The organism is Desulfosarcina ovata subsp. ovata, from assembly GCF_009689005.1.
Lineage (GTDB): Bacteria > Desulfobacterota > Desulfobacteria > Desulfobacterales > Desulfosarcinaceae > Desulfosarcina > Desulfosarcina ovata.
In genome coordinates this window covers 6,417,726-6,436,105 of sequence record NZ_AP021879.1, presented here as the reverse complement: position 1 = coordinate 6,436,105, position 18,380 = coordinate 6,417,726, and the positions used below count along the sequence as shown (strand labels likewise).

The window sequence follows — 18,380 nt, the reverse complement described above, 5'->3', positions numbered from 1 at the left end:
TACCCGCCGGAACTGATCTGTGGGTCGCTTAGCCAGTGGTAAGTTTCCTTCAGTTTATCGTAATCCTCATCCAAACCTTTTAATGTAGCAATAAACTCCCAGACATCAATTCCTGTACCAGCTATTCTGGCTCGTCTTCCGGTCGGGCCATCGGCTGAAAAAAAATAAGCAGATCAAGAAACTGATCGGCCCGGCGTTGGAAGATGAAGGCGGCTGGGAGAAACACAACGAAGAAGATGAACTCAAAACCATTGACGTAACGCTTCCGAAAACGATGCTGCCGTTAAGGATCGCGATTCTACGCGATTTTGAAATTCGAAAACACATTCGCTGTTTTGGAAGTACCCATACCGAGTTGAACGCATCGGAAATGCTTCAAAAATACCGTTATCGCTGGCTTGTGGAAAACGGTCTGAAGGACTTGGTTTACAGCTATTTTTTGGATGAAATGACTGGCAGTGACCCTGAAAAAGTTCAGCACTATTTCCTGAAGGACGGCGTGCCCCAGATCGATATCGTGGTCTCGCTGATGTTCTCCCATCCCAAGGAAAAATCGGTGGCACTGCTGGAAAATGCTAATGTCCCTGTGATCAGGGCGATTTCACTCTACAACGAGGTGGCGGAATGGGAAAAAAACCCCCAAGGCATCACGCCTGTCCAGCTGGCTTCCCAGATCTTTCTCCCGGAGATGAGCGGGCTCGTGGAGCCGACGGTCGTGGGCGGCAAACGGATCTATTTCGACAAGAAGACCGGCATGAAAATCACGGAGCGGGTCCCCGTGGCCGAACGGATCGGGAAAGTGGTCAAACGGACAAAGGCCTGGCTAAGGTTGAAGCACCTTGCCAACGACCAAAAGAAAATTGCCGTGCTTTACTACAATCACCACACCGGCAAGCAGAACCTGGGGGCCAGCTACCTCGATCTTTTCGCCAGTCTGAAGGTTCTTTTGGATTCCCTTGGTAAAGCGGGATACAACCTGGGAGAAAATGTTTCCCTGACCCAAGAGACGCTCAAGGAGATGATCATGATGCAGGGGCGCAACATCAGCACCAAGGCGCCCGGAGAGCTGAAGAAAATGGTTGACACCGGCAAGCTTGTGATGATTCCGGTAGCGGATTATAAAAAGTGGTACAATGAGCTTCCCCAGGCTTTCCGGACCGGCGTCGAGGAGAAATGGGGCACGGTCGACCAGACCACGCTCATGACCTGGGGAGACAAGGCAAAGCAAGAGAAGTACATCATCATTCCGGGGCTGATTTTGGGCAACCTGTTCATAGGTCCCCAGCCCACGCGCGGCTGGCTCGAGGAGGCGGATCATCTCTACCATGACATCACCCTGCCTCCCCATCACCAGTATCTGGCCTTTTATCTCTGGCTGAAGCACGCATTCAACACCGACGCAGTAATTCATTTCGGAAAACACGGCACCCTGGAGTGGACGCCGGGCAAACAGGCGGGCCTGAGCGAAACCTGCGCGCCTGATGTACTCATGCAGGATATCCCGGATATCTACCCCTATCTCATGGATGACGTGGGCGAAGGCACCCAAGCCAAGCGGCGCGGGTACGGGGTGATCGTCGACCACATGATTCCGGGCATCAGGATGTCCGGTCTTTACAAGGAGTACGCCAAAATCAACGAGCTGATTCCCCTTTACGAACAGGCCAAGGACCAGACGCCGGCCGTGGCGGAGAAATACCAGGAGGAAATCCTGCAACTGACGGATACGCTTGGCATCGGCAAGGATATCGGCGTGGAACTGAACAAGGATCATTTCGATGAGCTGCTTGACGTCCTGCACGACTATCTCGCCGAAATCAGAAGCGCGAGCATGCCTTACGGCCTGCATACCCTGGGGGTTCCCCTGACCGGCGAAAGCCTTGTCAGCATGGTGATGGCCATGCTGGCTGTCGAAACCGACATTCCGGCCCTGGATGAAATCGTTGCCGGAATTCAGAAGCTCGACCTGAAGAAAATGAAGCAAAAACCGGGCAAATACATCAAGGAGATGGAAGCCATCGATACGGTCAGCGAGGTGTTGCTGTCAAAGGCGATTTTGGAGAAAACGCCCCTGGAGAAAATATTTAGCGAAAGCCTGGGGAAACACTATGCCGCGGCATCACCCAGGCAAAAGGTCTGGCTGAAGCAAATCATCCAACGGGGCATCGGGTATGCGACAAGCCTCGGCCAGTGCGACCAGGAGATTAAAAGTATCCTGAATGCTCTGAACGCGGGCTATGTCCTGCCCGGTCCGGGCAATGATCCGATCCGTGATCCCGAAGCCCTGCCCACGGGCAGGAATTTTTACGGCTTCAACCCGGAGAAGGTGCCCACCCAGGCAGCCTGGAAGGTCGGCAAAAAACTGGCTGACGATCTGATCCAAGGCTATCTGAAGAAGAACGGACGCTATCCGCACAAAACCGCCCTGGTGTTGTGGGCTACGGAGACCCTGCGGCATCACGGCGTGATGGAGTCGAAGGCCCTTTACCTGATGGGCGCCAGGCCGATCTGGGATGGCCGGGGCTATGTGAAGGGCGTGGAACTGATCCCGGAATCAGAGCTGAAACGGCCCCGCATCGATATCCTGGTCTCCGCCTCCGGCCTGTACCGGGATGTCTTTCCCATCCAGATCGGTCTGATCGACGATGCCGTGCAGATGATCATCAAGGCGGAAGATGAGAAATACGAGAACTTCGTTCGCCTGCATACCCTGGAAACCGAACAGGTCTTCAAGGAACAGGGCTATACGGAAAAGGAGGCTGCGGAATATGCCCGCTTCCGTATCTTCGGTGCTCCCAATCAGGGATACGGCACGGGACTGAACGAGGCCATACCGGCCAGCGGCACCTGGGAAAAGGATGACAAGCTGGCGGATCTTTATATCAACCGCATGAATTATGCCTACGGCCGCAACGTGTGGGGGAAGAAATCCCAGGATGCCTTCAAACAGGCGCTGAAGGGAACCGACATGGTGGTCCACAGCCGCTCCACCAATCTTTTCGGAGTGGTGGACAATGACGACGTGTATCAATACATGGGCGGGTTGGCCATGGCGGTGAGAAACGTTTCCGGCGAGACTCCGGATCTGTTTATCGCGGATGCCAAAAACCCCTCGGACCCCAAGATGGTCGATTTCGCAAAAGCTCTGGGCCTTGAGGTCCGCGCCCGGAATTTCAACCCCAAATGGATCGAAGGCATGCAAAAAAACGGCTATTCGGGTGCCCGCGAGATGGCCAAATTCGCCGAAAACCTCTGGGGCTGGCAGGTGGTCACGCCGGACGAAGTGTCCAAGGAGATGTGGGAGCAGACCTATCAGGTCTATGTGGCGGACAAGTACGGGATGAAGCTCAAGGAGTTCTTCGAAAAGAACAGCCCGCACGCCCTGCAGTCCATCACGGCCAGGATCATGGAAGTGGAGAGAAAGGAATATCAGAAATTCGATGAGCAAATGCTCCGCAAGGTCGCCGTGGACTATGTGGAATCGGTGGCCCGCCAGGGCATGGCCTGCTGCGAGCACACCTGCAACAACATCGCCATGAACCAGTTCGCCGCCAATATCCTCTCCGTGCCGGGTTTGGTCTCGCCGGCGACCATGCTTAAGTTCCAGCAACAGGTCAAGTTATCCACCGGCAAGGATGTAAAGACCCCGGAGTGGGTCAAGAAGGCGGAGACCAAGGAGACCAAATCCGCCATGGCGCCGGATGAAGCCACCGGCGAAACCGGCACTCAAAAGGCGGAGGAGGTCAAGGGCTACGAGTTGAAGGAGAAGAAAGAGGAAGAGGCGTCTGAAATCTCCTCGTCCGGGGCATCGCTGGCCGCCATCCTGCTCGTGGTCGCCATCGTGGCCATCATCGGGCGTGGTTTTTGGAAGGGGATGAAACGATAAAACATGAATCCATTTAGAAAAGGAGATGATCCTTGCAAATGTCCATCTCCGGCATGGACGCCTTTGCCGCCGTCGGCGTGGCCCTGAAACTCGCCGAGGCCATCGGGTATACCAGTGTGCCGACCGTCTGTATCGGGCTTGGCCCTGCCGCAATGGTTGTGATTTGGCATCATGATGGAATATTTGTTGTTCATATCCAACAAATGTTGTAATCATAGTAAAAGTATTGATTATAAATGCCAAATAACGGTGGCCATAATGAAAACTCCGGATTACATTCAACGCCCGCTCTACCTGGACCGTGTAATGCCCTATGCCCGGAAAGATATTATAAAGATCTTGGTCGGCCAGCGCCGGGTGGGAAAAAGCTACATGCTGTTTCAGTTGATGGACCGGATGTCGGAGCAGGATCCGGAGGGGCAGCAGATTTATATCAACAAGGAACTGCATGAATTCGCGGACATCAGACGCGCCGACGACCTGCTGGAATATGTTGCGCACCAGCGCAACCCGGACCGCCGCCTGTCCGTGTTTATCGACGAACTGCAAGACATCGACGGGTTCGAAACCGCCTTGCGAAGTCTCCAGGCCGAAGGGAACGTGGATATCTATGGAACCGGGAGCAATGCCAAACTGCTTTCCGGTGAACTGGCGACCTATCTGTCCGGACGATACATCGAAATAAAGATTTATAGCCTGACCTATGGAGAGTTTTTAACATTTCACGGGTTGGAAAAAGGCCAGGAAAGCCTGCAAAGCTACCTGAAGTTCGGCGGGCTTCCCTACCTGCGCCATTTGCCTCTGGATGACACGATCATTTTCGACTACCTGCGCAATGTTACCGATGCAATTCTGCTCAAGGACATCGTATCCCGTTATGACATCCGCAATGTTTCCTTTCTGCAACGGCTGGCACGATTTCTGGCTGATAATGTGGGCAGTCTGGTTACCGCCCGCAAAATCAGCGAATATCTTAAGTCTCAGAAACTGAAAATTTCTCACAACCTGGTGATCGACTATTTGTCGTATCTCTCCAATGCCCTGCTGGTATTGCCGGCAAGACGCTTTGACATCCCCGGGAAAAAGATTTTCGCGATCGGTGAGAAATACTATTTTGAAGATCTCGGAATCCGGCATGCCCTGGTGGGATTCCGGGCCATGGATATCGGCAAGATATTGGAGAATATAATTTTCATGCACCTGAAGACCGCGGGCCATGATGTCACTGTCGGTCAGATCGGCAAGCAGGAAGTGGACTTTGTCTGCGAGAAGAACGGCGAACGAAGCTATGTCCAGGCAGCCTACGTGATCCCTGATCCCAAGGTCCGGGACCGCGAATTCGGCAATCTTCTGGCGATCCCCGATAATTTCCCGAAAAAGGTGGTGTCCATGGATGCGGTCACCGGTGGGTCATATCAGGGAATCGAGCATGTCCATTTGTTGGATTTTCTGCTTTCCATATCGAAGTAAGGCTGGTGGAAGAAAATAGTCAGAAAAGATACGGATTCCTGGGCGCATCGACTGGAACAACGATAGCGTCTTCGACCATCGGGATCGCGTCGTCACCCATGCGGCGCAAGTGAAAGACCCCTTCCACCCGCACCCACTGGTCGGTAGCCAAATCTTTGGCCTGCTCGGAATCCACGGCCACGGCCAGGGGCAGTGCGTCGGCGGCGCAGCAATTGATCAGGAAGCGGTAGACGGCGGTGTCATGGCCGTCGAAGTATTTTTTCAACACCCCGTCATGCAGCATCATTCCCGTGAATACCACCCGCCGGCCGTCATGCGGCTCCGGATTTAACATCAGGTCGAGGATGGTCAATTCACCGTCCGCGTGGTACATGTCTGTTGCGCGTCGGGCAGGAGGCTTGGTCTTTGCCGGTTTGCCGGCCCGCGTGGCGGTCATGTTGGACGTGCCGACAAAGCGATTGGTGAACGCGCGGCTGCCCAAGGTGGCCGTGGGCAGGCTCAATAGGTAGAGGATGGGGACCAGGAGCACGAGAACACGCAGCGCACCGCCGATGTCCACGATCGCCGGCCGCTCCCCCGGCAGGGCGGCGATCATGAACCCCATGGCGATGAAATGGGCCAGCGCCAGCAGCAGGCCGAATCCGGGACGCAGGAACATGGTGTATCGTCCGGCAACGAGAAGATAAAGCAGGGCGGCGGACCAGACACCGAACAGCAGCGGCCCCAGCCAACGCAGGAGGAAATGATCCGCGGCGTTCATGGGCACGTCCCCTCGATCCATCCGAGGCCGATTGAAGCGACGAAGACGACCAGCAAGATGAAGGTTACCAGGATCGTGATGACCCGGCGGCGGAAGATTCCTCCATACATCAGCAGCAATTTGAGATCGAACATGGGACCGGTGAGCATGAAGGCCATTTGCGCCGACAAGGGCATGATGCCTTGCATGGAGGCGGCGATGAAGGCATCCGCTTCGGAGCAAAGATTGAGCAGGATGGCCAGGAGCATCATCAGCCCCTCGGCGAGAAACGGTGCGCCGGTGACGGTGAGGAAGGTGGACCGTTCGATATATGTCTGGGATAGGGCCGCGATAAAGGCGCCGATCACCAGGTAATGCCCCACGGCCAGAAAATCGTCAATTGCATGGCAAAAGGCCGATCCCACTTTGCCCAGCCAGTCATCCGCCGCCATCGCATGGGAGCATCCACACCCGCATCCTTGTACCATTGTTGTATCCATTATCCCCAGAATACCAGGCGGCGTGGAGGCAAAGATCCGCCCCATTACCAGTCCGATGATCACCGCGATGACGTATCCCAAGGCCAGGCGCAAGGCCACCACCCGCCAGTCAAAGGCATAGGCCAGGGCCGTCGAGACGGCCACCACGGGGTTGACGATGGGACCGGCCAGAAGGTAGGCGATGGCCGCCGAGAACGGCAGCCCCTTGCCCATCAACCGGCGCACCACCGGCACCACGGCGCATTCGCAGACGGGAAAGAGGATCCCGGCGGCCGCGGCGACGCAGACGGTCCGCCATCCGTTTTTGGGAAGCATGGCGGCCAGGCGTTCGTGGCTCACGAAGGCTTCGATGAGGCCGCCGACAAGGGCGCCGACCAACATGAAAGGAATTGCCTCCAGGACAATACTGACGAAAACGATGGCCAGGGAGTTCAGCGCGGGCGAGTCCGACCCGGCCGGCAGACAAAAGAGAGCCGTCACCAGAAACAGGACGGGAAGAATGTCGATGTTCCGTGCGTGGGTCGGCTTACTTCTCAGTCGATGGGCGTGAATGGTGATTGGTTTCAATTAAAGGATCCTGAGCGGTGATGGGCGCAAAGAAAAAATCCGTGTCAAACGGCCCGAAATGACCATGCTCCGCCACCTGGGTGAAAAACACCAGCCGCGTATAGCGCACGGTTCGCTCGGGGGTGACGCCCATGATTCGGTAGTAGGTGGCCTTGTCGATCATCTCATGGGTTTCGGTCAGGTCGATGACCGCTTCATCGGTTTCGCACCAGGCATGCAGAATCCATTGCCGGCCATTGAACAACCAGCCATTGACAACACTCACGTTATTGTTTTCGCTGGCGACCTCCAGCACGGCATGGAAACAATTGGGCGCATGGGCTTGTTTGGGGACCAGGGATACCATTGTTGCTCCTCAGGCTTGCCGGGCAATCAGGATCGCGCCCAAGGCATTGCCGACTTCGAAATGGGGTGGCAGAATGAGTTGTGTTTGCAGCCGCCTGGCCACATCAGGGAGGATTTCACGGGCTGCGGCGCCGATGCCAACGATGGGGACACCCAGTTTAAAGGAAAAGGAGAGCAGGGCCTCTTTTTGGTTCGTGCCGGTCAGATTGCTCATGGGCTTGCCGGTTTGCTGGTGATAGACGTAGCCGATAATGGTGTCGGCGATTTTTTGCTGCGTGAGGTCGATCACCCGGCGGCAAAACGTTTCGAGCGGCTGGTTGTCAAGTCCGGCCAGTACCGCCGCGCCGGAAATGCTACGTGCCTTATCGCCGATATGAAGCTTGCCAAGAGCATGCAGCGCGTCGGTGGGGGTGAACCCGATTTCTCTTGCCTGATGGTTAAATGTGAGCGCTTCGAGTCGGCGATCCAGACCCAGGTCTGACATGCCCAAACCATCCATCACGTCGGCGGGGGTGGCACCGCGGGGTTTCAGGTACGTCAGGATCGGATCGGTTGGTGCAGCTTCATTCTGCCTGCGATCGGTAGCGAGAATCCAGCGGTTGCGGTCGTCCGCACCGATCCAGTCTGCCGGGTCGGGAATGCCGTTTGCCATGCACAGCGGTTGAACCCGGCGGGGGCCGACGGTGATCCCTCCCGAACGGTTCACCGCAACCAGGCTGTCTCCGCCAATTCCCACCGTGTGCATATCCACCGCGTCAACATGGGTCCGCCAGCGATCGATAAGGCTGCCGTCGCATGAAATCAGCGGTCTTCCGTCTTTGATCAGGGTGATATCCGTGGTGGTGCCGCCGACGTCGACGACCAACGCCGTTTTGGCTACGCTGGATTTTGCGCCGAAATAGGCCGTTGCCGCCGGACCGCTGGCCACGGTGCTGGCGGCGCGCAAGGCTGCCTGGCGCAGATCGATGGCCGTGGCGTCGCCGTGAATCATCCGTATTTCAGCACTGATGTGTCGATGCTCCAACAATTGCTCGGCATGGTCGACGAATGCCTGGATAACCGGTCTCAGGCGGGCGTGGAGAACCGCCGTGGCAGCGCGCTCGCGGATGCCCGCCCGGGAACTGATGGCGTGGGAACAAAAAACCGGTTGGGGATCGGTCAGTTCCACCGCCTTGGCCGCTACTTGCTCATGGGCCGGGTTCTCGATGCTCATGGCACCGGCAATGGCATAACCGGTCACATGGCTCTTCATTCCGGCCACCGCGTCAACGATCCGTTCGATATCCAGAGGCTTTACTTCTCTTCCCATGTGGTCATGCCCCCCATCCACATAGCAAGTTGAAACCACCGGTGCCTCGAACGGTTTTACCTGGCCGATGACGATCAGGCCCACGTCTGCGCCGCGTCCCTCGACGATCGCATTGGTGGCCAGGGTCGTGGAAAAGGCGATCGTCCTGATTTGTTCGGTTTCCTGGCCGGAAACGATATCGTCCAGCACATCGATGATTCCCTGCCGCAGATCATGATGCACGGTCGGGCGCTTTGCGCTTCTGACCACTGCCCGGCGGGAAAGATCGAAGAGCACCGCATCGGTATAGGTGCCACCCGTATCGATACCGATGCCGTAGGCTGGCTTGAGCGTTGCCGTTTGCATTGTTTCCGGTCTTTCCTCTCCAGTGACGGTTGTAAGGGGGGGCATGCCCACGAAAAAAACGATCCGAATGCGAATATCCCACTTTTTCCACGGGTACATATTGCAAATTCCAATTTAATGCAATAAATTTGCATATCAACCATTTCATCTTTGGTTTGGGTTAAGACGCATCTGAATCGTCCCTGGATTCTTGTTTGGAATTGGATAAAAAAATAAATAAAATATAGTCATTTTCCATCATCTGAGAGACGGCTTTCAAGCCGTTTGTCCCTTGACCCAAATTTTAAAAATGGGAGATGCAAGGTATACGCAAAAAAGTTGCAGATACGGTCACCATCACACAGCAACACCAACGCTAACAGGAGAATCAAATGAACCGCCGAATTGTCGTTATCTTTTTCTATATGTTTATATTCTTGTTACTTTCAAGTTACGGGTATGCCGTGGAGAAAATTCCCGTTTTCGTCAGCATCATTCCCCAGAAATTTTTTGTGCAACAAATTGGCAAGGATCGGGTTGACGTTCAGGTCATGGTTCAGCCGGGCGCCAGTCCCGCCACCTATGAACCCAAACCCCGACAGATGGCCGAGCTTTCGAATGCCAGGATTTATTTTTCCATCGGCGTACCCTTTGAGAACGTCTGGCTGGCCAAGTTCGCCGCCGCGAGTCCCGACATGACAGTGGTGCATACGGATAAAGGCATCGAGAAGCTTTCCATGGTCGGCGATCATCACCATGAGGAGGATGAACACCACGAAGCGGTCGAAGCGGATCACAATGAGGGGCATGATCATCATGAAGATGAAGGCCATGCAGACCTGGACCACGGGGGAGGGCACCATCATTCTCAAGAGGGGCTCGATCCCCACATCTGGCTGTCCCCACCGTTGGTAAAGATTCAGGCGCGCACGATCATGGCTGCCCTACAGGCGATGGATCCGGCCCACGGAAGCGTTTACGAGGCAAATTATCGGCGTTTCGAAGCGACCATTGATAAACTGGACACGCAGTTGAAGCAGACCTTTGCCGGCCGGCAAGGGTTTCAGTTCATGGTTTTTCACCCGGCCTGGGGGTATTTTGCCCATGCCTACGGACTCCGCCAGGTGCCCGTCGAAATCGAAGGTAAAGCCCCCAAGCCCGAGCAATTGCAGCACCTGATCGAACATGCCCGAAAAAGCAGGATCAATGTTATTTTCGTACAGCCTCAGTTCTCCACCAAAAGCGCCGAGCAAATCGCCAGGGCAATCCACGGTCAGGTCGTACCTGCCGACCCGCTAGCCGAGGATTGGGCGGCCAACCTGCTCATGGTCGCCGAGAAATTCAAGATGGCATTGCGATGAGAGGTCGCAGGCAAGGTGAGCGGTTAGCCTCGATCAATCGCTTATCGTGCTCCCATGCTCTGCATGGGAGCACCCGCCCTTGATCGATCATTTCAGTAGTGGTTTGCACGGCTTATATTCCAGGACGCTATTTAACATAGCAAACCAGTTGGCTTTTTCTCAGCGCGTAGCGATCGGCAAATCTCAATTGTTTTTTGATGTAAGAGCCAACCTTTTCGGTAAAAATGCGGAAACGCGACTGGGTTTCGGCCTCTTTTTCGCCGATGCCCGCGTCCATCAGTGCTTTTTTAATGATCGCCTTGTTTTTGGCGAGCAAATTCTCAATATCCGTCTGAACCATGGCTTTTTGAACCGCCTCGTCCAGGAAGATCAGCTTGTCGGGAAACACATCCCGGTAAAGTCCCGACGGATTAATCAGCACATCGATACGCGGACGCCCCAGCCGGGATCCCGGAATGACCCGCCTACCCTTGACGCGACCCATGGCGTCCCAAACCGGTTCCACCCCTATCAAATAGAGGATGGCGACCTTCTTCTCGGAATTGGGCTTACGTTGCAGGACGACCCATTTCTTCAGGCGCGGGATGAAATGATCCACGGTCTCGTCGATGGTGTCGTGGACCATCAGGCGGCGTCCGGTGTCCGGATCGAGGATTTGGGTTTTTCCGATCAGGGGGGTGGGTTCGATGGTCCCGGAGAATTCCGGGGTGGCCACGGCCCAACTCACTTCAAAAAGGGTCCAAATCCCACCTCGCTTTAGCACCACGCATCGATGCTTTCGAGATAGGGGCGAATGACATTGACCACCGGAACGTTCAAGTCCACCAGCCCCTGCCGCAGCTCGTCGGTGATGGTGGAGGCGAACTTCAAGCCGAAGGTGATCAGAATCTCCACCGGCGGCTTGCCATCCATGGGCTTGAAAACCTTGGGCAAGGGGACGGCGGACATGTCCATGGGCGCGATGTCGCTCCTGCCGCTCAACCGCGCAGTGACGGACGCGCAGGTGGCGTCCAGTAAGGTCAAATCCTTGATGAGGCCGGTTCGGTATGCATCGCTGATCGCCAGGGCGGATTCCATGAAGGATGCATAAGTTGAAGTCACATCCTCGATTTCTTCCGCAACTCTTCAGGCGGTCACCACCATCGTGTCTAGTTCGGAAACCGTCTCTTCAGCACTGTCACTATTCTCACCAAAGGCAGGAGAAACGCACAACATCAACCCCGCGACAACCCATCGGACGACTTTTTGCAGATTCAAGAAACAACCTCCTATAGATAAATGTAAGCCGGTTGGTCCGGGGAAAACAAAAATCCCCGGACCGATCAACGATTCGATCCGGGGATGTCCCTTTTTTATCCTCAAGATCCTGGCGTGCGTACTTCCACCCCGGAAGTCTACGCCTTAATATCTCAGGCAGGTCTTCTGACTTCCCCTCCCCGACCGCGGCCTTCCATCCCATTGGAACAGTGGCGCATGAAAGCGTTCGGGTTCCGGCGTATTTCCTGCCGGCAAGGGGTTACAGCAGTGGGCCTGTCCCCGATTTTCACGGGGTTCCCTATTAAGCTCCGCAGAGCACCTGAAATTGTTTTCTCGTATTGAGCCTGTTTTCTTCTGTCAAGTCCAAAGGGCTTGGGGTTCAGGGTAAGCGCATAAAGATGCCCTGATCAGGGCATCACCCGGGAAAAATTTACTGTTTCCCTCCCAGGAGCGACAACACCCCGACGTTCGAGCAAGGATCCATCCTGCTGATAGAGATGAATCAGGGCTTTGATGTAGTTGACAAGGGCTTCCACTTCCGAAATCCTGTTGATCAACAAATCCCTCTGGGCCCGCGCCACCAAAAGACCGGTCGATTTTCCCACGCGCAGTTTTTCTGTTTCAACGCGAAGGCTTTCCTCGCTGAAAAGCCTTGTGGTAGCGGAGGCCTTGATCTGTTCCCTTGCCCGGTTGACTTCCACATAAGCGGTGCGAACATCCAGTTCCACAAGCTGCGATAGGTTATCCAAGGCTTTTTGCGCCTGTTCCCGGTTCAACATGGCGCGCCGATAGTCGGATTGCGGCGCCCGGTTGAAAAAAGGATATTGAAATCGCACGCCCACATATGCATCGTAATCGTCCTCGTCCATGTTCTGGACAGATCGGCCGAAGGAATCGGCATACCCACTCTTACCCAGGCTGACGAACAGATCCAATGCCGGCAAAAGACCGTTCCTGGTCTTGACCACCTCAAGGTCATCTCGCAGCAGTTGCAGCCGGGCTTCATTTAAAAGGGGACGTAACCGGTTGGCCATTTCCATATACGCCTGAACCGGGTCCAGTTTGACGTCGGGCAGGGTGGGTTGATAGATCAGATCGACCTCCCTTTCCCAGAGATTCGCGCCCGGTGGATTGAGCAGGCGCAGCAGCTGCAACCGTGTGGTCTTCCGCTTGCTCCGCGCGTCGATCAGGCCCTGTTCCTGGCTGGCCAGTTCCGCCTGACTGGCGGGCAGTTCGGATTCTGCCAATCGTCCCACCTCAATCAGGGTCAGGGTCTCGTGCAACTGGTCTCGAGCGACGTTGAGCGACTCCTCATAGATTTCCACCTGACGTTTTGCCAGCGCATAGTCCCAATAGGCTTCTTCCGTCTGTGCCACCAGCGACTGGGTGAACCCCCGCAGCTCATATTCCGACATGCGGGTATCCAGGCGGGCCTGCCGGAGTCGTGCCAGGTTTACCGTGGTTCCCGATCCCCTCAGAAGGGCCTGATTGACCGTCAATCCCAGCCGGGACCAGTATAAGGCGTCTCGATAGAGGGAGTAGTCATCCAGTTCGGCCTTGCCTTCAAGGGTTACGGTGGTGCCCGTGGGGAAGTATTGCTCAAGGGAAATAACGCCCAGTGCCTCAACCTCGGAGAAATCCCTGATCCCGGCACTCGTACTTGACTGGCTTTTTCCGTCGGTTCGCCCGCCGCTTATTTCAACGGTGGCTTCAGGATCGAAAACCGCCCGTTCCGTATCCTCAAAAGTATTTTGAACGGCAGGATTCAGCTGCTCGACCATCAGCGCCCAGTTGTTTTGGAGTGTCAGCAGGATGGCATCGGTGGTGGTGAGCGTCAAGGGAAGCGACACTGTGAGAGACGGCGACGGGGGTGGAGAGACAGGTAAGGGTGCGTCATCGGTTTGCATGGTCACGCAAGTGTCCGCAGGAAAAACCGGACCGTCGACGGTTCGGTCAATGCCGCTTTCCACAACGGCGCATGACGACATGGTGAGACACCCCCCCAGCACCCCGACGAACAGGAGCGGGCGAAATGAGAAAATCGATTTGGATAGAGGTTTCATAGGTGAATAGATTTTCTTTGGATCCTGTTTGAGAAATCTGGATCAGGCCCGCTAACAAGGCGGAAAGGGCCTCAAAAGCGGCGCATATAAGTAATATTCGAGCATTTTGAGACACTTTCCAACGCCGTTAGCGGGCCTTAGACGGGTTTATCAAACAGGATCTTACAGTTTCAAGGCCACGACCGGGCTTAGTCGTGACGCTTTGATGGCCGGATAAACCCCGCATGCAAACCCCAGGAAAATGGAAGCGCCCACGGCCAGAAAAGCCGCCGGCCAGGGGATCAGCGTGGGCCCCCAGCCGGCCGCATGGGTGATCCAGATGCCCACAAGGCCCAGTATGAACCCGCTCACGGCGCCTGCCAGCGCCAGGATGACGGCCTCGAAAACAAACTGCCACAATACGTCCCCGGCCTTTGCCCCCAACGCGCGCCGAAGACCGATTTCCGAACGTCGTTCCCTTACGGCCATGAGCATGACGGCCAGAATCCCCACGCCGCCCACCACCCAACTCAAGGCGGCCACGGTGACGATCAACAGGGTCAACGAACGGGCCGTCTCCTTATGCAGGCGGATGAGGTCCAGTTGGTTGTAAACGGAGAAGTCATCGGCCCGGTTACCCAAACGATGCCGCTGACGCAAAACGGTTTTGATCTCCTCTTCGGCCACGTGCAAGGGGACGCCATCGGCGGCTTGGGCAAATATGGTGTCCAGATAATCGACGTTCACCAGACGTCGCATGGCCGTGGCCAGGGGCACAAAGACCCTGTCGTCCATGTCGGTACCGTTGAAGTCGGCCCCTTTGGGAGCGGTGCGTCCGATGCTGCGAAACGGCTGCCGTCCGAGACGAACGGCTTCACCCACCCCTGTTGCGCCCCCAAAGGTGTTGCCGGCGGCCGTCGGGGCAAAGACCGCCACGCGCCGCCGGGATCGCTCTTCGGCTGCGCCGTAGAGACGACCCGCTTCCGGCACCAGGCGGCAAATGGAAAAACCGTCGGGCGCCAGGCCCACGAGGGTGGTTTTGACCGTGTTGCCTTTGTAGCGCAGGATGATGGATCGCCGGATGGAACCGGCCGCCTTGCTCACGGATGGGCACCGGGCCGCAATGGCGCTGACATCGCTCTGTTTGAGGGTCTTTGCCGCTTGGATGCGTCTGACGGTGCCTCCGCTTTTGCGTGTCTGATCGTTGGTTACCACGATCAGATTCGTGCCCATGGCTTCGATTCTCTCGATGACCTTTCTTTCGGCCCCCATACCGACGGCAATCATGATGATCACCGAGGCGACACCGATCACGATACCGGACAGACTCAACGCCGTTCTCAGCCGGTGTCCGGCCAAAACCTCAACGGACAATGCCGAATTGGCCAGCCAGTTCACCGAATGGCCTCCACCGGATCCAGATTGGCCGCCCGGCGGGCCGGCTGCAAGCTAAACACAAGGGCCACGCCCACGGAGAAGACGCCACCCAACACAAAGGACAAGACGGAAGGCGCAACCGGGATTTGGGTAAACCGGGCAATTATCCAGGCCGTCAGCATGCCAAGGCACCACCCCAAAACCAGGCCCAGGCCGTTTACGGCGACGGCTTCCATCAAAAACTGCACCAGTATGTCCCGGCGGGCGGCACCCAGGGCCTTGCGCAAGCCGATTTCCGCCTTCCGCTCCGCCACCGAAATGAGCATGATGTTCATCAGTACCAGGCCGCCCACCAGAAAAGAGAGGCCACACAGGGCAATCAGAAGCCGGGATACGGTTTCGGAAACCCCTTCGAATCGCTTGACCAGACTGTTGGTGGAAAAAACCGTGAAAACCGATTCGATGGCGGGATCGATGTTATGCCGTTGATAGAGCAACGCCTCGATGGATCGGGCCGTTGCGTCCAGATCGTAATCCGCGTTTACCTTGACCCGGATATTGCTGATGTGCTGCTGGTTGAAAAGCCGTCTCATCCCGGTACTGAAGGGAATGACGATCCGCCGGTCCCGGTCATGCCCGGTTCCGGTGATGCCCCGTGACGCCAGGACCCCCTTGACCTTGAACCAGACGTTGCCGATCAGGATTTCAGTCCCGATGGGATCGGCGTCACCGAAAAGTTCCACTTTGGGCGTGGTGCCCAAAACACAGACCCGGGACAATTTATCCACGTCCGTTTGCGTGATGGGCGCGCCGGACGCCACGGGCCAATCCCAAACGAAATGCCAGTTGGCCTCGACCGCGTCCACGTTGGTTGTGGTCTGGACCGCGCCCGCCTTGACCGGTTGGCTGTACCGCGACGTTGAGGCCGAAATCCCCTCCAACCCCTCGATCTGGTCGGCAATGGCCTTTGCGTCTGCCATTTTCAGTTTGGCTTCCGCTGATTTCCCGCCGACAGCCTGGCTCATTTTACCGTGGGCGGGAACGATCAGAATGGCCCGGGCGCCGAAGCGTTCCGCTTTCTGCGCCACCTCCCGCTTTGTACCGGCGCTGATAAAAAGGATGACGGTCAGGGCACCGATACCCACGATGGTCCCCAGCGCCATCAGAAATGTTCGGGTTTTGTTTGACATCAAGGCCGTCATTCCCTCCCTGAAGAGTCGCCCTATTCTCATGATCGTTCTCCTCTCGCATGAAGACCTCGCTGATCCGAAACGATCCTGCCATCTTCAATCACCACGACTCTTCCCGACTCCTTGGCTACCTCCGAATCATGGGTGACCATGATGACCGTCCGCCCATCGCGGTTGAGTTTCTTGAAAATGTCGAGGATTTCTCTGCCGCTCTGTTTGTCGAGGTTGCCGGTGGGTTCGTCCGCCAATAGGATAGAGGGCTCATTGATCAGGGCCCGGGCAATGGCCACCCGTTGCTGCTGCCCGCCCGAAAGTTCCCCCGGCTTGGCAGCCAGTTTGTTTTCCAGCCCCACCGAAGAAAGCGCGGCCGTGCCCTTTTCAAGGGCGTCGGATGGATATTCCGGTGCATAGATCAACGGCAACAAAACGTTCTTGATGACGCTTAAGCGGGGCAGAAGATGGAATTGCTGAAATACGAAGCCCAAAACTTCATTGCGCACTTTGGAAAGGGCTGTGTCATCCAGGGTCGATACGTCGCGTTCCGCCAAGAGGTAATGGCCCTCGGTGGGATGATCCAGACATCCCAAAATGTTCAGAAGCGTGGACTTGCCCGAACCGGAGGTCCCCATGATGGCCACATATTCCCCGGCGTCGATGGACAGATCGACCCCTGACAGGGCCCGCATTTCCTGCGGCGGGACACCGTATAATTTACTGATTCCTTCCAACCTGATCATCATCGCTCCTTCTATAGGGTTTAAGGAAATGTGGCTATATTACTTGATATCCGTTGGGGGTGAGAGAAGCACCACCTCCCCTTCCGAAAGCCCTGACAGGATTTCCACCCGTGTGTCATCCTGCCAGCCGGTAGTTACCGAGACGTCTTCTATCCGGTCGCCCTTGCGCCGCCAAACCACGTTTTGACCGGCACGGTGTTTAACGGCACCGACGGGGAGGACCAGAACATTTTCCTTGTTCGCCACCATGATGGTCACGGTGGCGGTCATCTGGGGACGAAGCAATCCGTCGTATGGCGTGTCGATGCTGATAATGCAATCATAGGTAACCACATCGTTTTGAATCACCGCTTGCGGATAAATGGCGGTCACCCGACCATGAAATTCCTTGCCCGGAAATGCGTCAACGCTGAAAAAACCTTTTTGGCCCACCTTGACCCGCCCGATGTCCACCTCGTCCACATAGGCATCCAGTTGAAGACGCTTCAAATCCACAATGGTGACAAAGGTGGGGGCACTGAGCCCCGCAGCGACGGTTTCGCCCTCACGGGTTGAAACAGAGCCCACCACACCGCTCAAAGGGGCGTGGATAGCAGCGTAGGATAACTTCACCAGGGCGTTTTTAAGCGATGCCTGCGTGCGGCGCAATTCTGCAGCCAACTGCTTCAACCCCTCATCAAAGTTGGTATTGGCCAGTTGGAGTTTCCTTTGGGCCACCTCGTATTGAGCACGGGCCGCCTTAAAGTCACTGGACGTCTCCTCCCAGTCTTCATTGGAGATGAGGGCTTTTTTAAGGAGTTGGTCATCGCGGCTCAATTTGCAGCGAACGAATTCAAGTTTCGCTTTGCGTTCCGCCAGTTCAGCTTCCTTCTGAGCAATTTCTTGCGGGCCTTCCCGCTTGAGCGCCTCCAGTCTGGCCTCAACGAGAGCGACCTCGGCCTCTTTTTCGGCCGTTGTCGCCTCCAAATCCTCTTTTTCGATCTCGGCAATGATCTGCCCTTTGCCCACGGTATCGCCTACGTTCACATAAAGCTTATCCAATCTCCCCGATATCCGGGCCCCCACATTGACCTCTGCCCCGACCTGGGGCATGACTTTGCCCGTGGCCAGAATCGTGTGAACCACATTTTCCAGGGAGACCCTTGCGGTGGCCGGCCCATTGCGTGTCTTCTTGGGCGCGGCCTTCCAGGGTTGCCAAATCCATAAAACCGTCATCAATACGATGACGCATGCCATCAAAACCCAGCGAAGCTTCTTTTTCATTTCCAACACCCGC

The 18,380-nt window shown here is 56.1% G+C and carries 16 protein-coding genes and 1 riboswitch; of the genes, 4 read left to right on the top strand and 12 right to left on the bottom strand.

What is annotated here, in order from left to right:
* Nucleotides 1-196 precede the first annotated feature (196 nt).
* Genes GN112_RS28185 through GN112_RS28175 form a run of 3 tightly spaced genes read left to right on the top strand, consistent with a single transcriptional unit; the run spans nucleotide 197 to nucleotide 5,356 of the window.
* Nucleotides 197-3,886 carry a cobaltochelatase subunit CobN gene (locus tag GN112_RS28185; RefSeq protein WP_155313216.1) on the top strand — a complete coding sequence of 1,230 codons (3,690 nt, stop codon included), beginning with the start codon at nucleotides 197-199 and terminating at the stop codon, nucleotides 3,884-3,886.
* A 32-nt stretch (nucleotides 3,887-3,918) separates the two neighbouring features.
* Nucleotides 3,919-4,098 (top strand): hypothetical protein, encoded by a 180-nt coding sequence (locus GN112_RS28180; RefSeq protein WP_155313215.1) that lies wholly within the window; start codon nucleotides 3,919-3,921, stop codon nucleotides 4,096-4,098.
* A gap of 46 nt (nucleotides 4,099-4,144) precedes the next feature.
* Nucleotides 4,145-5,356: an ATP-binding protein gene (locus GN112_RS28175; RefSeq protein ID WP_155313214.1), complete on the top strand. Its 1,212-nt coding sequence runs from the start codon at nucleotides 4,145-4,147 to the stop codon at nucleotides 5,354-5,356.
* A gap of 19 nt (nucleotides 5,357-5,375) precedes the next feature.
* Here GN112_RS28175 and GN112_RS28170 read toward each other — a convergent pair whose 3' ends face one another.
* The 4 genes from GN112_RS28170 to GN112_RS28155 are packed head-to-tail and all read right to left on the bottom strand — an operon-like array spanning nucleotide 5,376 to nucleotide 9,260.
* Nucleotides 5,376-6,116: a TIGR03943 family putative permease subunit gene (locus tag GN112_RS28170; protein ID WP_162459153.1), complete on the bottom strand. Its 741-nt coding sequence runs from the start codon at nucleotides 6,114-6,116 to the stop codon at nucleotides 5,376-5,378.
* On the bottom strand, nucleotides 6,113-7,162 hold the full coding sequence (locus GN112_RS28165) for a permease (protein WP_155313212.1): 1,050 nt from the start codon (nucleotides 7,160-7,162) through the stop codon (nucleotides 6,113-6,115). Before GN112_RS28165 ends, GN112_RS28170 begins: the two co-directional genes overlap by 4 nt.
* The gene (locus tag GN112_RS28160; RefSeq protein WP_155313211.1) at nucleotides 7,122-7,508 is read right to left on the bottom strand and encodes a hypothetical protein; all 387 of its coding nucleotides are present in this window, start codon (nucleotides 7,506-7,508) and stop codon (nucleotides 7,122-7,124) included. Before GN112_RS28160 ends, GN112_RS28165 begins: the two co-directional genes overlap by 41 nt.
* 9 nt (nucleotides 7,509-7,517) lie before the next feature.
* Complete coding sequence (locus tag GN112_RS28155) at nucleotides 7,518-9,260, bottom strand: hydantoinase/oxoprolinase N-terminal domain-containing protein (RefSeq protein ID WP_155313210.1); 1,743 nt, start codon at nucleotides 9,258-9,260, stop codon at nucleotides 7,518-7,520.
* A 272-nt stretch (nucleotides 9,261-9,532) separates the two neighbouring features.
* On the opposite strand from GN112_RS28155, the gene GN112_RS28150 reads away from it, so the two are divergent.
* Nucleotides 9,533-10,501 (top strand): metal ABC transporter solute-binding protein, Zn/Mn family, encoded by a 969-nt coding sequence (locus GN112_RS28150; RefSeq protein ID WP_155313209.1) that lies wholly within the window; start codon nucleotides 9,533-9,535, stop codon nucleotides 10,499-10,501.
* Nucleotides 10,502-10,628: 127 nt separating this feature from the next.
* Here GN112_RS28150 and GN112_RS33710 read toward each other — a convergent pair whose 3' ends face one another.
* The 8 genes from GN112_RS33710 to GN112_RS28120 all read right to left on the bottom strand — a co-directional run bounded on the left by GN112_RS33710 (nucleotide 10,629) and on the right by GN112_RS28120 (nucleotide 18,367).
* Nucleotides 10,629-11,267: a cobaltochelatase subunit CobN gene (locus tag GN112_RS33710; RefSeq protein ID WP_162459152.1), complete on the bottom strand. Its 639-nt coding sequence runs from the start codon at nucleotides 11,265-11,267 to the stop codon at nucleotides 10,629-10,631.
* On the bottom strand, nucleotides 11,258-11,602 hold the full coding sequence (locus GN112_RS33705; RefSeq protein WP_162459151.1) for a hypothetical protein: 345 nt from the start codon (nucleotides 11,600-11,602) through the stop codon (nucleotides 11,258-11,260). The genes GN112_RS33710 and GN112_RS33705 overlap by 10 nt, the downstream gene beginning before the upstream one ends.
* Nucleotides 11,603-11,626: 24 nt before the next feature.
* Nucleotides 11,627-11,758, bottom strand: coding sequence for a hypothetical protein (locus GN112_RS34940; protein ID WP_269434955.1), 132 nt, complete (start codon nucleotides 11,756-11,758; stop codon nucleotides 11,627-11,629).
* A 138-nt stretch (nucleotides 11,759-11,896) separates the two neighbouring features.
* A riboswitch (cobalamin riboswitch) is annotated at nucleotides 11,897-12,096 on the bottom strand.
* A 69-nt stretch (nucleotides 12,097-12,165) separates the two neighbouring features.
* Entirely contained in the window at nucleotides 12,166-13,821 is a 1,656-nt protein-coding gene (locus GN112_RS28140) for a TolC family protein (protein WP_155313207.1), read from the bottom strand.
* 162 nt (nucleotides 13,822-13,983) lie between these two features.
* On the bottom strand, nucleotides 13,984-15,198 hold the full coding sequence (locus GN112_RS28135; protein WP_155313206.1) for an ABC transporter permease: 1,215 nt from the start codon (nucleotides 15,196-15,198) through the stop codon (nucleotides 13,984-13,986).
* On the bottom strand, nucleotides 15,195-16,409 hold the full coding sequence (locus GN112_RS28130; RefSeq protein ID WP_155313205.1) for an ABC transporter permease: 1,215 nt from the start codon (nucleotides 16,407-16,409) through the stop codon (nucleotides 15,195-15,197). The genes GN112_RS28135 and GN112_RS28130 overlap by 4 nt, the downstream gene beginning before the upstream one ends.
* Nucleotides 16,406-17,107 (bottom strand): ABC transporter ATP-binding protein, encoded by a 702-nt coding sequence (locus GN112_RS28125; protein WP_231717160.1) that lies wholly within the window; start codon nucleotides 17,105-17,107, stop codon nucleotides 16,406-16,408. Before GN112_RS28125 ends, GN112_RS28130 begins: the two co-directional genes overlap by 4 nt.
* Nucleotides 17,108-17,143: 36 nt before the next feature.
* Nucleotides 17,144-18,367, bottom strand: coding sequence for an efflux RND transporter periplasmic adaptor subunit (locus GN112_RS28120; RefSeq protein ID WP_155313204.1), 1,224 nt, complete (start codon nucleotides 18,365-18,367; stop codon nucleotides 17,144-17,146).
* Nucleotides 18,368-18,380 lie beyond the last annotated feature (13 nt).

Coding starts and splice junctions, on each gene's coding strand:
- GN112_RS28175 (WP_155313214.1), top strand. CDS start 4,145: ATGAAAACTCCGGATTACATTCAACGCCCGCTCTACCTGGACCGTGTA.
- GN112_RS28170 (WP_162459153.1), bottom strand. CDS start 6,116: ATGAACGCCGCGGATCATTTCCTCCTGCGTTGGCTGGGGCCGCTGCTG.
- GN112_RS28160 (WP_155313211.1), bottom strand. CDS start 7,508: ATGGTATCCCTGGTCCCCAAACAAGCCCATGCGCCCAATTGTTTCCAT.
- GN112_RS28155 (WP_155313210.1), bottom strand. CDS start 9,260: ATGTACCCGTGGAAAAAGTGGGATATTCGCATTCGGATCGTTTTTTTC.
- GN112_RS28150 (WP_155313209.1), top strand. CDS start 9,533: ATGAACCGCCGAATTGTCGTTATCTTTTTCTATATGTTTATATTCTTG.
- GN112_RS28140 (WP_155313207.1), bottom strand. CDS start 13,821: ATGAAACCTCTATCCAAATCGATTTTCTCATTTCGCCCGCTCCTGTTC.
- GN112_RS28130 (WP_155313205.1), bottom strand. CDS start 16,409: ATGAGAATAGGGCGACTCTTCAGGGAGGGAATGACGGCCTTGATGTCA.
- GN112_RS28125 (WP_231717160.1), bottom strand. CDS start 17,107: ATGATGATCAGGTTGGAAGGAATCAGTAAATTATACGGTGTCCCGCCG.
- GN112_RS28120 (WP_155313204.1), bottom strand. CDS start 18,367: ATGAAAAAGAAGCTTCGCTGGGTTTTGATGGCATGCGTCATCGTATTG.